The following is a 14,439-nucleotide window of genomic DNA, read 5'->3' on the forward strand; positions in this document are numbered from 1 at the left end:
TTTATGCTGACGCTTGTCCATTCCCCCATGTCGCGCTCTGACGTGATGCGCGTGATTTTGGAGGAGCTTGGCGCTGATTATCAGCTGCGTGAGGTATCGATCTATCGCCGCGATGGCTCTGGTGGCGAGGATGAGAACAACCCGCATCCGCACAAACAGGTGCCAGCTTTGATCCACAATGATGCTGTGATCTGGGAGCAGTCGGCCATCGCGATCTATCTGTCGGAACTCTATCCCGACTCGCCGCTGGTGCGCGCGCCTGGCCATCCTGAACGCGGGGCATTTCTGTCCTGGATCAGCTGGTATGCAGCCACCTTTGAGCCTGCCTTGATCGCCAAGTTCGATGGTGTGCTTGATGACAACCCAGGCAAGAAACGCATGTATGAGAGGGTCTGCACGCTGGTGGAGAAGCAGCTCGGCGCGCATGATTATCTGATGGGCGATGCGCCGGTGATCCCGGATTTTTTCCTCGCTGGCGCCCTCAATTTTGTGCGCGACCTGATGCCTGAAAGCAATGTATTGGACGCGTACTCGGCACGTATGGATCGCCCCATCGCCCGCCGTCTGCGCGGTGAGGGCTAAGCATTGGCGAACATCGAACTGGTGCTGATTGCTGCCGTTGCGCGCAATGGTGTGATCGGGCGCGACAACGATCTGCCGTTTCGCCTGCCGACAGATCTGAAACATTTCAAAGCTCTAACCCTCGGTCATCCGGTGCTGATGGGACGTGCAACGTATGAAAGCATTGGCCGTCCGCTGCCTGGGCGACCAAATCTTGTTGTCTCGGGCGACCCTGATTTTCGCGCCGATGGCTGTGAAGTCTATTCTGATCTCGACACGGCGATAGAGCGGGGCAAAATGCTGGCGGAGGGTTTGGGCAAATCCGCGCTCTTCATCATTGGCGGTGGGCAGATCTATGCGCAAACGATCGATGAGGCTGATCGTCTTGAGATCACCCATGTGGCAATGGAAGCCGACGGCAGCACGGCCTTCCCGATAATCGACCGGGAAAAATGGTCGGTTGCAGCCACCGAATCTGTGCCCGCTGGACCCAAAGATGAAGCCGATATGGTCTTCACCACCTATCGCCCAATACAGTAGCAAACCGGCCAGCCTGCGACCAAATGGTGCAAACTTAACCTAAGGTGTCGAAAAAGCGGCACCAAACGGCGGTTGGTGCTTGAAAGATGAGCGTTTGCGGACCATGTCCGTACGCACAATCGCGGATCAAAGTGTGCGATGCGCCCGGTGCTTTTTCAAAGCGCTGAGCGTTGTTGTGGTGTGAGAAAGGAAACACATGCCTTGGAATAACCAATCGGGCGGAAATGGCGGCCCTTGGGGCGGCGGTGGCGGCCCATGGGGTTCCGGCGGGGGCAGCGGCCCCGGTCGTGGCAACAATGGCTCTGGTGGACAGGGGGGCGGCGGAGGTCAGCCGCCCGATCTTGAGGAGATGATCCGCAAAGGCCAGGATCGTTTGAAAACCATTTTGCCTGGCGGTGGCGGTTCCGGCGGTGGGGTTGGCGCGAGCAAAGGTTTGATTGTTCTTGTCGTGCTTATCGCACTGGTTTTTGTCGGTTACAACTTCTTCACGTTCCGCGTGCAGCCTGATCAGCAAGGCGTTGTGTTGCAGTTTGGTGAGTTTGACCGTCAGGCTCAGCCTGGTCTGAACTTCCGCCTTCCACCGCCGTTTGAGCAGGTGTTCACACCATCGGTGACGACCATCAACCGCGCTGACATCGGAACGCGCGCTGATGATCCACGTCGTTCTGGCGCCCGCGATGTTCCCGAAGAAAGCTTGATGCTAACCGGCGATGGCAACATCGTTGACATCGACTTTGCTGTCTTCTGGCGGATTTCTGATGCGCCGCTCTTCCTGTTCAACATCCAGAACCCTGAAGGCTCTGTGCGCGCTGTGGCTGAAAGTGCGATGCGCGAAGTTGTTGGACGCTCTGAAATTCAGCCGCTTCTGACCCAAGGTCGTCAGATCACCGAGACGGCTGTGCAAGAGCTGATGCAGGAAGCGCTTGATAGCTATGGTGCGGGCGTTGAAATCACGCAGGTTCAGCTGCTGACGGTTGACCCGCCAAGCCAAGTGATCGACGCGTTCCGCGACGTTCAGGCCGCGCGCGCTGACAATGAGCGTGTGCAGAACCAAGCGCAGGCCTATGCCAACCGTGTGATCCCCGAAGCGCGTGGTGAATCCGCGCGTATCTTGGAGGCGGCAAACGCTTACCGCGAACAGACCGTTGCCGAAGCGCGTGGTCAGGCAGACCGCTTTACCGCGGTCTACGAAGAGTATGTTCAAGCACCAGAAGTGACGCGTCAGCGGCTCTATCTGGAAACGCTCGAACGCATCTTCCGTGACAACGATAAGATCGTTCTGGACACAAATGATGCTGGCCAAGGCGTTGTGCCTTACTTGCCGCTCAATGAACTCAACCGCCGTGCGGGAGGGACCCAATAATGAAAAGTCTCTTTGGAGGCGTTGGCCTCTTTATCCTCGTCATCCTGGGCGCAGCGATCTATTCGGCGCTGTTCATCGTCGATGAGACCGAGCAAGCACTGGTGCTGCAGTTCGGTGAGCCTGTGAACGTTGTCCAAGAACCTGGCCTCAACTTCAAACTGCCGTTTGTGCAAAACGTGTCGTATTTTGACCGCCGCGTGCTTGATCTTGATAGCCCGCCACAGGAAATCATCGCCGCCGACCAAGAGCGTTTGGTGGTCGACACGTTTGCCCGCTACCAGATCGAAGATCCGCTGGCGTTTTTCCAAACTGTGGGCAGTGTGGCTGGTGCCAACTCACGTCTTTCCACGGTTCTGAACTCGGCAACCCGTCGTGTTTTGGGTGAAGTGAGCTATCTGACCATCGTGCGCGATGATCGTGCTTCGCTGATGAACCGCATTCGGGACCAGGTGAACCGTGAAGCTGATAGCTTCGGTATGGAAATCGTCGATGTGCGCATTCGTCGTGCCGACCTTCCCGAAGCCAACAGCCAGGCCATTTTCCAGCGCATGCAGACCGAACGTGAGCGTGAAGCCACTGAGATCCGCGCGCAGGGTGAAGAAGCAGCGCAGCGTATTCGTTCGCGTGCCGACCGTGAGGTAACAGTGCTTGTTGCTGATGCCACACGCGAGGGCGAGCAAATTCGCGGTGAAGGTGATGCGGAGCGGACCAACATCTTCGCCACCGCCTTTGGAGCCGATCCGGAGTTCTTCTCCTTCTATCGCTCCATGCAGGCCTATGAAGCTGGCTTCTCCAATGGCGCAAGCTTGGTCATTTCACCGGATTCTGACTTCTTCCGGTACTTTGGCGACCAGCAAGGTGGAGACATCACAAGCTCCACCACGTTGAACCCAACATCTGGCACACGGGCTGCTGCGCCTGCGACAGCTCCAGCACAACAGTAGTTGTTGCGTTAGGTTCTGATGGCCTTTGTTGAAGTCATCCTTTTGGTCCTCGGCGGCGCACTTGTCGCCGAGGGCCTTTTTTATGCGCTGTTCCCTGATCAGGCCCGCCGTATGGTAGAGATGGTTGGGCAAATGACACCTGAAATGCTGCGTATGGGTGGCGTTGGCGCGTTAGCGCTCGGTGTTTTGCTGTTTTGGTTGGCACGCACTTTTGGCGCGTAACACGCCTTGATCTCATCATCGTTGGGCGACAGGTTGGTGGGGATTGTTCTGGTCAGACTCGTTTGGCCGCCTCTGTTTTCAAGGTCTTATTTTATGGTCGCCATACCCGGGGTCGTCCGTTCTGCCACCTGTTCGCGTGTTCTTTCTTCCGAGGGGGCTGCGTTTCGGACTAAAGCTGTGCTTCTAAGTCTTTTATGCGCGGTGGCGTTGCTGCTCTCTGCGCCCAATGCCTGGTCGCAAAGCGAGTCAACAACGCGGGCCCAGGGGCCTGTTCCTGTTGCCGATTTGGCTGAGGAGCTGCTGGGTGCCGTGGTCAACATCTCTACGTCGCAGCGTGTCTCTGGACGTAGATCCACACCTTTGCCCAACCTGCCGGAAGGATCGCCGTTTGAAGAGTTCTTTGAGGACTTTTTCAACGATGATAGCGACCGTGACGGGCCAAGCCGTGAGAACTCATTGGGGTCCGGTTTTGTGATCGACCCTGAAGGCATTGTTGTCACCAACAATCACGTGATTTCTGGTGCTGATGATATCGACGTCATCATGACGGATGGTCGCTCGTTTCCCGCTGAAGTGATCGGCCGGGATGAAGCCACCGATCTGGCGGTGCTGCGCATCGTACCGGACACACCATTGCAGGCTGTTTCTTTTGGCAATTCTGATGATCTGCGCATCGGTGATTGGGTGCTGGCGATTGGCAACCCGTTTGGTCTTGGCGGCTCAGTATCGCTTGGTATCGTCTCGGCGATGAACCGAAACATCGGGGCAGGGCCCTATGACTCGTTCATTCAAACCGACGCTGCCATCAATCGCGGGAATTCTGGTGGCCCGCTGTTTGATCTCAATGGCAGTGTTATCGGCGTGAACACGGCGATCCTATCGCCCAATGGCCGTTCCGTTGGCGTTGGGTTTGCGATCCCTGCTGCAACGGTTGAAACCATTGTCACGCAACTCATCGATTTTGGTGAAACGCGGCGCGGCTTGCTGGGTGTGAACATTCAGGAAGTGACGCCGGATTTGGTTGAGAGCCTGCAACTGGATAGACCACGCGGCGCGCTGGTCTCTGTGGTCAATGATGGTGGGCCCGCCGATGAGGCCGGTATCGAACGCGGCGATGTGATCGTTCGCTTCAACAACCGGGCCATCAATGTTTACAGCGATTTGCCGGCCCGTGTGGCACAGATCGCGCCAGGCACAGAGGTGCCGGTTGAGGTGATCCGGCGCGGTGAAAGTCTGTCACTGACTGTGGTGCTGGCACTGCGCGATGGTGAAGGCGGTGAGGCTGCGGTGATTGAGCCTGGGCCAGAACCGGTATCGCTGCTTGGTATGGAGCTTTCCACCGTTGAAGAAGCCTATGAGCTCGGCTTTGAGATGGATGAGGGGGCGACCGGTGCGGTGGTGACTGTGGTCTTCTCTGACGGCCCAGCAGCTGCCAAAGACATCCAGCCTGGCACGCTGATTCTGGAGGTTGGGCAGCAGGTTGTGGAGACACCGCAAGATGTGGTCGACCGCGTGGATGCCTTGCGCGAAGAAGGGCGAAGCCAAATTCTGATGCTTGTTCAGGACAATGAAGGCCAAAGCCAGTTTGTGGCGCTTTCAGCGGACTAAGGCGCGGTTACCGCGTTTGAACCTGGTCGTGATCGCCGACGATGACGGCCTGTCTTAGGCTTTCGCGAAATCCTTATCCGCATAGCCTTGCAAGTACAGTGCGCCGGTTAAATCGGCTGCGCTGAGTGCCGCATCGGCGCGTTCAACCACCGCAGGCTTCGCGCGGAACGCCACGCCAAGGCCTGCGGCTTCAATCATACCCAAGTCATTGGCGCCGTCGCCGATGGCCAGCGACTCGCTGAGGTCAACGCCGAGCTGCCTCGCATAGCTTTCCAGATGACTCTTTTTTGCTTCGCGGCCCTGGATCGGCTCTGCAACCGTACCGGTCAACACGCCGTCTTCGACCAGAAGCTGATTGGCGTGGTTGGCAGAAAATCCAAGTTTTTCAGAGACTTTTGCCGTGAAGTGGGTGAAGCCACCGGACACCAAAACGCAGCTCGTGCCATGGGCGTTCATGGTCGCCAGAAGCTCTGCTCCACCCGGGGTAAAGGTGATGCGTTCGGCAAACACCGTGTCAATGATGCTTTCCGACAGCCCTTTGAGCATGGCAACGCGTTCGCGCAGGGCCGGTTCGAAGTCGATCTCACCGCGCATCGCGCGTTCGGTGATATCAGCAATGTGGGCTTTGATGCCCAATTGATCGGCCAGTTCGTCAATGCACTCCTGCTCAATCATGGTGGAATCCATGTCTGCCAGGAACAGTTTCTTGCGGCGCCCTTCCGCAGGCAAAACAGCCACATCGATGGGAAGTGGATCGAGGGCGTGACGAACCTTTTCTTGCAAAGGTTTCAAAGCGTTGGTGTCATTGGCCGCGAACGCCAGATCATAGGCCGCATGATCGGAAAGCTCGGTTATCGCCACCTCGACGCCGAGCGTTTGCATGATGATCTCGGCGGCTTTTTCGCGCACAGCTGGGGTGAGGATGCGGGTGGTGCGATCGGCGATCAACGTGCATAGGTGCGTCATGCAAAAGGCTCAAAAATCTGGGGGAACGGGGCAGGTTCTGCTTATCGCAGGGCCGACGGCCAGCGGCAAGTCCGCCCTGGCTATGCGGCTTGCCGAACGGTTGGGCAAGGCGCTGATCGTCAATACAGATTCCATGCAAATCTATCGTGATTTGCGCCTTGTGAGCGCCCGGCCAAGCGAAGACGAAGAGGCGCGTTTTGACCATGTTCTCTACGGAACCGAAGACGGGGAATCGCTCTTCAGCGCGGCGCGTTGGCGTGATTTGGTAGCAGACCGTCTGCAAAATGAGGCGGACGGTCCGCCGAAACCAGCAGACGACGACCGGACTAAGGCGGACTATGGGCGGACTAAAGCGGACGGTCCGCTCCATAAAACAGACCAATCGCTGATTTTTGTCGGCGGAACGGGTCTCTATTTCCGTGCTTTGACGGAGGGGATGTCTCCCATCCCAGACATCCCTGATGCGATCCGCCGAACCGTTCGCGACCGGATGATCGAAGAGGGGGCACCGGCGCTTCATGCTGAGCTGGATGAGGCGATGGCCGCGCAACTCTCCCCAACGGACAGCCAACGGGTGGCACGGGCACTGGAAGTGTTGCTTGCAACCGGTACATCTCTGGCCGAATGGCAGGCTTTGCCGCCGGAGGGAGCGTTGCTCAATCTGGCAGACACCTGCCATGTGGTTCTTGCGCCGCCGCGCGACTGGTTGGAAACCCGCATTCGTGCGCGCGCGCAGACTATGCTCAGTAAGGCGGCATTGGAGGAAGTGTGGGCTTTGCGGGCGCGTGGCCTTTCCTCAGAGCTTCCGGTGATGCGCGCTATTGGCGTTTCGGTGCTCGGTGCCTATTTGGACGGTGACATGTCGCGAGAGGCGGCGCTGGATGCTCTGACCATCGAAACCCGCCGCTATGCGAAACGCCAGTCGACCTGGTTTCGCGGCCAGATGGGCGATTGGCCAAGGCTGGATCCATCGGTCATGAGCGTGGAGGCGATGGCCGACTGGATGCTTGAGAAGGGTAACGCATGCGATTTCTAACGGTTGCGCTGGTTCTGCTGGCTTCAACGGCGGCTTTGGCGCAGGGCAGGGTGTTGACGGAGTACACCACGCGGATCGGCCCGCAGGACAAAGTGAACTCGCTCGGTGATCGCCTTGAAACCGCAGCGGCGATCCTTCGACAAGACCGGGCAAACTATCACCGTTTCGACCAGGCAGATGCTGAGGATGAAGGCGATGATGTGTTCGATGATCGCCGCGAACGTGGCCGGTTCGAACGCTTGATGTCGCGCGGCGTTGTGCAACCAGATACCGCTCGCGCGATCATCAATGGCACGCCGTTGGTGCGGGTGACGGTGTATGCCACCCGCATGGATGTTGAAATCATTGAGCCTTAGCGGAGGCCAGCAAGTCTAACGTTGGTTCACCGTGCGCGCGGCCAGCAAGCAGTAGAGCGGCAGTGCCGCAACGCAGGCGAAAATCACCGCATAGTCCACATGTTCGGCGACAAAGCCGATGAGCGGTGGCGCGACCAAAATACCGGCATAGCCGCAGAACGTCGCGACTGAGATACCGATGCCGCGTGGGATGCCTGGCACCCGGTCGGCGGCGGCAAATGCGATCGGCACCACATTGGCAAGGCCAAGCCCTGCAATGGCAAAGCCGAGAAGCGTGCCTGTGAGATTGGGCGCAAGGCCTGCCATCAAAAAGCCGACCAGTGCCAGCGACGCGGAGATCTGCATGGTGCGCAGGTCACCCAGTCGGTTGCGCACCGGGTCGCCGACAAAGCGCACCAACGCCATGGTGCCCGCGAAAGCGGCAAAGGCGTAGCCTGCCATCCACTCAGGCACGTTGCGATCTTCGCGCAGGAAGAGCGCTGCCCAATCGAGCACTGTGCCCTCGGCGGTGAACCCGGCAAAGGCGATGATGGCAACCAGATAGATGGTGAGCGTGCGAGGCAGGGCGAGCTTGGGCTTTTCGATGCCCTCGCCGCGTTCCACCTCGTCGCGCATCAGCCTGGACATTGCGATGAAGGTGCCAAGGAGCATCAAGCAGGCGATGCTGAGTGCCTGCGTTCCCAAGCCGAAAAGTCCAAGCAGCGTTCCGCCCACTCCTGACCCGATGAGCGCACCAAGCGACCAGAACCCATGGCAGGATGACATGATGGCTTTGCTGTGATGGTCCTCGATGCGCGCGGCGTTGGCGTTCATGGCGACATCCATCGACCCCAAACCACCACCAAAAAGCAGCAACGCAATGCCCGCCAGCCAGAGGTTGGGCGCAAAGAGAGCCAGTGGCAGCAGCGGCACACAAAGCCATGCCGCCAAGACCAAAATGCCGGTGGAGCCGCGCCGTGCGATGATTGCGCCGGTGATCGGCATGGTGAGCAACGAGCCGATGCCAATAAGCAGGATCATCAGGCCAAGCTCGCTTTCAGCCAGGCCGTGCTTGTCCTTGAAGACTGGGATTGCGGGCGCCCAGCCGCCAACAAGCAGGCCGTTCATCAAGAACATGATGGAGACGGCCACGCGATGCTTGATGAAAGAGGAGGGCGCAACAGGCGCAGTGGCGGTGGTCATAAAAGCGCTTTCGGAAAAGAGGTTCCTCCTGCGCTAGTCACTTTTTCAACGGGTGCCTAGCCCAAAAGTGAAGGGGGTTCGTTGGCTGTATCAACAGGATCTCGCCACGACTTGGCGCAAAGCGATGATGACACTGCCGACGAGGGTTGAGACGAAGAGTTCAATAAATTAGGTCATTGACCTTTTTAGGTCGATGACCTAATTTATTGAACGTAACCGAGAAGGAGCGTTCGCTTTGCCACTCACAGCTAAAAAAAGCGCGAAGGGTGAACTCCGCCGGGAAGCTATCCTTACAGAGGCGAGGCGGATGCTGCTCGGCGAAGGATATCAGAACCTTTCGCTGAGACGTATTGCAGCGGCCTTAAACATCTCGATTGGCAACCTGCAGTACTACTTCTCGAGCAAAGATGACTTGGTTGAAACTCTCCTGACCCGAGAAATCGACGCGTCACTGGACATCATGCACGGGGTCAATTGGGACCCAACCAACGTCGTTTCCTCCACAAAAACCGTGGTTCGAACACTTCTTCATCACTACGCTGGTGAAGCTGGACGCTTCTACACGATTGCTGAATCTCTCGCTCTTCATGATCCCCGGTTTGCGCAGTTGAAGGCGGGTGGATACGCCCACGTTTTTCGCGAGGTGGAGAGTCTTGTTGGTGTTTTGGTCCCTTCGCTCGATTTGGACCGTCGGCAAAGCCTGACCCAAGTCTTGGTTGCTCTCATTGATGGGGCATCACTCCAAGTGCAGTTTGGAGAGATCGAGGTGCCTCTCGATGCGGTTGAGAGGTTGGCTGAAGATGTCGCCACAGCCCTTCTGCATCTTACTGAGAACTGGAGCTAGCTTATGCACTGGCTCTACTTGACCATTGCCATTGTGGCTGAAGTGGCCGGCGGATCTGCTCTCAAGCTATCTGAGGGCTTCACGCGGCTTGGCCCATCCACTTTCGCAGTTCTGGGCTTCGGAGTTGCCCTTTTCTTTCTCGCGCTTGCTTTGCGCACGCTTCCATTGGGCATTGCTTATGCCGTTTGGGCAGGCTCGGGAACGGCGCTCATCACCCTGCTTGGTGTCGTGATCTTCCGACAACCCTTTGATCTTGCGGGGTGCTTGGGCATCGCCCTGATCGTGAGCGGCGTGGTTGTGATCAACACCCTCTCGAAGGCTGTCTATCATTGAAATGCGAAGGAGATTGGAATGCTAAGCTGTTCATTTTGTGGGAGAAAAGCGGATCAAACAGCAGCGCTTTTGGCCGGGCCCGGGGTGAACATTTGCGATCGTTGCGTCACAACGAGTGTGCGCACAATCGCAACTCGGGATGCACTTGAAGAGGCCCCGGTGAGGGCAGAGGAGCTGAGCTCGATCGACGATGAGCTCCTGTTGAGCCAACTGGCGGCCGTGTCTGAACTGGTGGACAAGCAAAGCGAAAGGCTGAAAGCGCAGGTGGGAGAGGTGCGCCGCCGGGGTCTTGGATGGCACGTCATCGGCGCATCGCTTGGTGTGTCGGGCGAGGTGGCTGAGCACAGGTTCGGATCACGATGATCAGCTTACCAAATCACACACGTTCAATCAGTTCTGAAAGCCAGGGCGAGTTGCTTGACGAGGTGGAGCGACATTTGCGCTTTCTCACCGAAACCGTTGAGGACCGCAGCGTTGGGTCGCCAGGCAACCAGGCCGCGACCGACTACGCTCACGATGTTTTCTCCAAGCTCGGCTGGGCGGTTGAAGAGCAAACCTTCGAGGCGTTGGACTGGGAAGATGGTGTTGCAGCTATCACCGTGGATGACGAGCATCGTTTCGGTTGTTCGGCCAGCCCCTATTCGGATGGTTGTGACATCCAGGCCCCTCTTGTGGTGGCAACAAACCTGGATGATGTGCGGCAGTTACCAACAGACGGTGCGCTTCTTCTCCTAACAGGTCCGATAGCGCAGGCGCCTTTGCTGCCAAAGAACTTCCCGTTCTACAAAGATGATGCTCAGCAAGACATCATTGCCGCATTGGAGGCTTCGGGCGCCCAAGCGGTTGTTACCGCTGCTTCTAGCGCTCCCATGATCGAGGATGGTGACTTTGGTTTGCCGGCAGTTTTTGTCTCGGAGGATGTGGGACAGGCCTTGGTAGGTCATTCGGGGCGGCATGTTCGACTTGTGTCGTCCTGCCGTCGTCGACCATCTGCGGCTCGCAATGTCATTGCCCGTATCAATGATGCTGAACCTGAGAGGATTGTTGTTACAGCCCATATTGACGCCAAGAAGGGCGTTCCGGGCGCGCTTGACAACGCAACGGGCGTTACGATGCTTTTTCTCTTGGCGAAGGTTCTGGATACTTACGCAGGTAGCTATGCCATTGAGTTGGTGGCGTTGAACGGTGAGGACCACTATGCGGTTCCGGGGCAATTGGCTTATCTACAGGCGAACCCAGATCTTGGCAGCGCCTGTGTGTTGAACGTCAATATCGATGGCATTGGGTACCGCGAAGGGAAGACGGCCTATTCGTTCTTCCAGCTTGGAGCGAACTTCGAAGAAGCTGCCAAGGCCATCCTCACAGCACAAGACCAAGCTTGTGAGGGTATTGCGTGGGCGCAAGGAGACCACTCAATGTTTGTTCAGGCCGGTTGTCAGGCAATAGCCGTGACGTCCAATTGGCTTCTAGAAAACATGTTCACGCAGACGATCACCCATTCTCAAGCCGACACTATGAGCCTGGTTGATCCAGAGCATCTCCTCAACACCACCGCAGCACTCAAGCGTTTCATTGAGGCCGTTGATCAAAACCAACACTGAGCGATTGTTCTTGAAGCCGAACACTTTGTTTTCCGCGTTCGCCTCTTGGCATCCGCAAACAAAAACCCCGGATCGGCATAGGCCGTCCGGGGCTTTCTCTTTCTTAGGCGCTTCGCTCCGAGCCTGCGGCCCGACCGCGCCGCTCGGTTAATTCTTCTCTTTGTCGACCAGTGCTTTTTCGCTGATCCAAGGCATCATGCCGCGCAGCTTTTCACCAACTTCTTCAATCGGGTGAGCAGCGTTGCGGGCGCGGGTCGCTTTGAACGAGGTCTGTGAGACCTTGTTTTCCAGCATCCAGTCACGGGTGAACTTGCCTGACTGGATGTCTTCCAGAACACGCTTCATTTCCGCCTTGGTTTCCGGCGTGATGATGCGAGGGCCCGTGACATACTCGCCATATTCCGCCGTGTTGGAGATGGAATAGTTCATGTTGGCGATGCCGCCTTCATAGATCAGATCCACGATCAGTTTGGTCTCGTGTAGGCACTCGAAATAGGCCATCTCCGGCGCGTAGCCTGCTTCCACCAGGGTTTCGAAGCCAGCGCGGATGAGTTCCACAAGGCCACCACAAAGCACGACTTGTTCGCCGAAGAGGTCGGTTTCGCACTCTTCCTGGAAGGTTGTCTCGATGATGCCTGCGCGGCCGCCGCCATTGGCCGAGGCGTAGGAAAGGGCGATGTCGTGGGCGTTGCCAGTCGCATCCTGATGGATGGCAATCAGTGTAGGTACCCCGCCGCCGCGCAGATATTCTGAGCGCACCGTGTGGCCAGGACCCTTTGGCGCGACCATGAACACGTCCAGATCAGCGCGTGGCTCGATGAGGTTGAAGTGCACGTTGAGGCCGTGGGCGAAGACCAGCGAAGCGCCGTCTTTCATGTTGCTAGCAAGGCTCTGGGCATAGATGTCGCCTTGCAGCTCGTCTGGCGTCAACATCATGACAACGTCTGCCCATTTGGCGCCCTCAGCGGGCGTCATAACGGTGAAGCCCGCGCCTTCGGCTTTCTTGGCCGTGGCTGAGCCTTCGCGAAGCGCGATGCGCACGTCTTTGACGCCGGAATCGCGCAAGTTGAGGGCATGGGCATGGCCCTGCGAGCCGTAGCCGACGATCAGGACGCCTTTGTCCTTGATCAGATTAATGTCCGCATCGCGGTCGTAATAAACGCGCATGGAAGTCTCCCGTTAGAAGCGTTCGATAGAGTGAAGGGTAAGGAACTGGTCGACGGCCAGGGCGGCATGCGCCTTCTGGCCATCTTCGTTGATTTGCGGGTCATCGCCGAGCAGCGCGCGGATGTGCGCATCGCCGATGATGAGGCCGTAGAGGGTGGAATAGGCGGTGGCCGCATCATCAAAGGCGATGAAGCGTTGCCGTTTGCCGTGGGTGAGCAGATGAATGGCACGCCCCTCGATGCGACGCTTGCCCTTGTCGACCAGAATGGCGCCAAGGCCTGGATTGTCGCCCCGTGTACTTTCTCCCGGTGTCTGCCCGATAGACAGCCGATTGAGTGCCAGCGACGTGTTGGAAAGCAACACAGCAAGCAGGTCTTCAGCGAAGGCGGTGAGGGCGGTTTTGAAAGCCTCTGGCGTGGATGGCGTGGCGCGCTCATCGACTCCGCGCACTTTGGAGGCTTGGTAGACAACGATGGCCGCCAAAATGCCATCGCGGTCGCCAAACCATTTGTAGAGGCTTTCTTTCGAACAGTTGGCGGCTTTGGCAAGACCTGCGGTGGTCAACGCTTTCTCGCCACCGTCCACCAGCATGCTCAGTGCGACGGCGAGCACGGCATTTTGGCGCGGTGAAAACTCCGAGCTTTCGTGCGGTTCTGCGCTTGTGTCACCTGATTGATTGTCGTTCGCGATGGCCACGGAATGTCCTAAACTTTGCCCTACGATGAAGTCCGTACTGTACGGTTCGGTACGGCTATGAACAGCAAAAGTTAGAGGCCGTCAAGGGGGATGGTGGTGCGAGTTATCTGACGGTCGTCATCCCTATGCTTGTCGCAGGGATCCATGCCGCCATGGTTAGAAGAGGTTCAGAGGAATGGATCCTCGCCACAAGGGCGAGGATGACGCGGAGTCTTGCTTTAAGTAACTTGCCCACACGCCTGCCGATAGAGCGTGACGGCCTGTGCGTACCCATGGGTGAGGGCATCGGCGGTCAGCGCGTGACCAATAGAGACCTCGGCAATCATGGGCGCGGCCTCAATCAGGGGCGGTAGGTTTTGGATGGTTAGATCGTGCCCGGCATTGATGCCCAGCCCCAACGCGTCCGCGGCTTCGGCGGTTGCTTTCAGCTTGGCAAGTTCGTCTGCCTTGGCGGCTGCTTCGAATGTGTGGCCATAGGGTCCAGTATAAAGTTCGATCCGTTCTGCACCGACTGCTTTGACATGTGGAACCATGTCTGGGTCGGCGTCGAGGAACAAGGACACGCGCGCACCGAAGCTTTGCATGCGAGCAATCACGTCGCTCAGCATGTCCGCGTGGGCCGGCACATCCCAACCGTGATCAGAGGTGGATTGGGACGGATCGTCCGGCACGAGCGTCACCTGATCGGGCTTGATCTCTTCACACAGCGCCAAAAAACGCTCTTCAGGGTAGCCTTCCATGTTGAACTCAGCGTTCTGGTAGGCTGGTTCCTGCAACAGAGCTTTGATCTCATGGACGTCCGTCGTGCGTATGTGCCGCTCATCGGGGCGAGGGTGCACCGTGATGCCAACAGCGCCAGCGTCCAGGCAGAGCCGCGCCAAATCGATGATCGATGGCCAAGGCAGATCGCGACGATTGCGCAGATAGGCGATGGCGTTGACGTTGACCGAAAGCTGAGTGGTCATGGGCATGCTCCGTTGGCTAGGCGCGAGTGATGCGCTCGGGCGTCTGATTGGTCAA

At 57.7% G+C, this 14,439-nt stretch carries 17 protein-coding genes and 1 pseudogene; 13 read left to right on the forward strand and 5 right to left on the reverse strand.

The window, feature by feature from the left end:
* Nucleotides 1-3 precede the first annotated feature (3 nt).
* The 6 genes from ABWH92_RS11155 to ABWH92_RS11180 all read left to right on the forward strand — a co-directional run bounded on the left by ABWH92_RS11155 (nt 4) and on the right by ABWH92_RS11180 (nt 5,238).
* A complete protein-coding gene (locus ABWH92_RS11155) occupies nt 4-582 on the forward strand; it encodes a glutathione S-transferase family protein (protein ID WP_375568343.1) in 579 nt (192 codons plus the stop codon).
* Nucleotides 583-585: 3 nt separating this feature from the next.
* Nucleotides 586-1,101: a dihydrofolate reductase gene (locus tag ABWH92_RS11160; protein WP_375568345.1), complete on the forward strand. Its 516-nt coding sequence runs from the start codon at nt 586-588 to the stop codon at nt 1,099-1,101.
* Nucleotides 1,102-1,297: 196 nt separating this feature from the next.
* Complete coding sequence (gene hflK / locus ABWH92_RS11165; RefSeq protein WP_375568347.1) at nt 1,298-2,464, forward strand: FtsH protease activity modulator HflK; 1,167 nt, start codon at nt 1,298-1,300, stop codon at nt 2,462-2,464.
* Complete coding sequence (gene hflC, locus ABWH92_RS11170; protein ID WP_375568349.1) at nt 2,464-3,408, forward strand: protease modulator HflC; 945 nt, start codon at nt 2,464-2,466, stop codon at nt 3,406-3,408. The genes hflK and hflC overlap by 1 nt, the downstream gene beginning before the upstream one ends.
* Nucleotides 3,409-3,426: 18 nt before the next feature.
* Nucleotides 3,427-3,630: a DUF2065 domain-containing protein gene (locus ABWH92_RS11175; RefSeq protein WP_375568351.1), complete on the forward strand. Its 204-nt coding sequence runs from the start codon at nt 3,427-3,429 to the stop codon at nt 3,628-3,630.
* Between the two features lie 177 nt (nt 3,631-3,807).
* Entirely contained in the window at nt 3,808-5,238 is a 1,431-nt protein-coding gene (locus tag ABWH92_RS11180) for a Do family serine endopeptidase (RefSeq protein ID WP_375568353.1), read from the forward strand.
* Between the two features lie 54 nt (nt 5,239-5,292).
* On the opposite strand, the gene serB is transcribed toward ABWH92_RS11180, so the two are convergent.
* Nucleotides 5,293-6,204, reverse strand: a complete 912-nt coding sequence (serB, locus tag ABWH92_RS11185) for a phosphoserine phosphatase SerB (protein WP_375568355.1) — start codon at nt 6,202-6,204, stop codon at nt 5,293-5,295.
* On the opposite strand from serB, the gene ABWH92_RS11190 reads away from it, so the two are divergent.
* Nucleotides 6,203-7,240 carry a tRNA (adenosine(37)-N6)-dimethylallyltransferase gene (locus ABWH92_RS11190; protein WP_375568357.1) on the forward strand — a complete coding sequence of 346 codons (1,038 nt, stop codon included), beginning with the start codon at nt 6,203-6,205 and terminating at the stop codon, nt 7,238-7,240. The genes serB and ABWH92_RS11190 overlap by 2 nt on opposite strands.
* Complete coding sequence (locus tag ABWH92_RS11195) at nt 7,228-7,596, forward strand: hypothetical protein (RefSeq protein ID WP_375568359.1); 369 nt, start codon at nt 7,228-7,230, stop codon at nt 7,594-7,596. Before ABWH92_RS11190 ends, ABWH92_RS11195 begins: the two co-directional genes overlap by 13 nt.
* A gap of 15 nt (nt 7,597-7,611) precedes the next feature.
* Here ABWH92_RS11195 and ABWH92_RS11200 read toward each other — a convergent pair whose 3' ends face one another.
* Nucleotides 7,612-8,778 (reverse strand): MFS transporter, encoded by a 1,167-nt coding sequence (locus ABWH92_RS11200; protein WP_375568361.1) that lies wholly within the window; start codon nt 8,776-8,778, stop codon nt 7,612-7,614.
* 235 nt (nt 8,779-9,013) lie between these two features.
* Here ABWH92_RS11200 and ABWH92_RS11205 point away from each other — a divergent pair, with 235 nt between their 5' ends.
* From ABWH92_RS11205 to ABWH92_RS11225, 5 genes and pseudogenes are all read left to right on the forward strand, one after another.
* Nucleotides 9,014-9,622 carry a TetR/AcrR family transcriptional regulator gene (locus ABWH92_RS11205; RefSeq protein ID WP_375568363.1) on the forward strand — a complete coding sequence of 203 codons (609 nt, stop codon included), beginning with the start codon at nt 9,014-9,016 and terminating at the stop codon, nt 9,620-9,622.
* A 3-nt stretch (nt 9,623-9,625) separates the two neighbouring features.
* Complete coding sequence (locus ABWH92_RS11210; protein WP_375568365.1) at nt 9,626-9,955, forward strand: DMT family transporter; 330 nt, start codon at nt 9,626-9,628, stop codon at nt 9,953-9,955.
* Nucleotides 9,956-9,973: 18 nt separating this feature from the next.
* Nucleotides 9,974-10,072 (forward strand): annotated as a pseudogene (locus tag ABWH92_RS11215) (ClpX C4-type zinc finger protein); the annotation flags it as partial.
* Between the two features lie 84 nt (nt 10,073-10,156).
* Nucleotides 10,157-10,318 carry a hypothetical protein gene (locus ABWH92_RS11220; RefSeq protein WP_375574305.1) on the forward strand — a complete coding sequence of 54 codons (162 nt, stop codon included), beginning with the start codon at nt 10,157-10,159 and terminating at the stop codon, nt 10,316-10,318.
* A complete protein-coding gene (locus ABWH92_RS11225) occupies nt 10,315-11,556 on the forward strand; it encodes a M28 family peptidase (protein ID WP_375568367.1) in 1,242 nt (413 codons plus the stop codon). Before ABWH92_RS11220 ends, ABWH92_RS11225 begins: the two co-directional genes overlap by 4 nt.
* A gap of 147 nt (nt 11,557-11,703) precedes the next feature.
* Here ABWH92_RS11225 and ilvC read toward each other — a convergent pair whose 3' ends face one another.
* The 3 genes from ilvC to ABWH92_RS11240 all read right to left on the reverse strand — a co-directional run bounded on the left by ilvC (nt 11,704) and on the right by ABWH92_RS11240 (nt 14,384).
* A complete protein-coding gene (ilvC, locus tag ABWH92_RS11230; RefSeq protein WP_375568369.1) occupies nt 11,704-12,723 on the reverse strand; it encodes a ketol-acid reductoisomerase in 1,020 nt (339 codons plus the stop codon).
* A 12-nt stretch (nt 12,724-12,735) separates the two neighbouring features.
* Nucleotides 12,736-13,413, reverse strand: coding sequence for a TetR/AcrR family transcriptional regulator C-terminal domain-containing protein (locus tag ABWH92_RS11235; protein ID WP_375574240.1), 678 nt, complete (start codon nt 13,411-13,413; stop codon nt 12,736-12,738).
* 224 nt (nt 13,414-13,637) lie between these two features.
* Entirely contained in the window at nt 13,638-14,384 is a 747-nt protein-coding gene (locus ABWH92_RS11240) for a pyridoxine 5'-phosphate synthase (protein ID WP_375568371.1), read from the reverse strand.
* Nucleotides 14,385-14,439: the final 55 nt, after the last annotated feature.

Origin of the sequence: Ahrensia marina (assembly GCF_042140245.1) — a bacterium.
Lineage (GTDB): Bacteria > Pseudomonadota > Alphaproteobacteria > Rhizobiales > MH13 > MH13.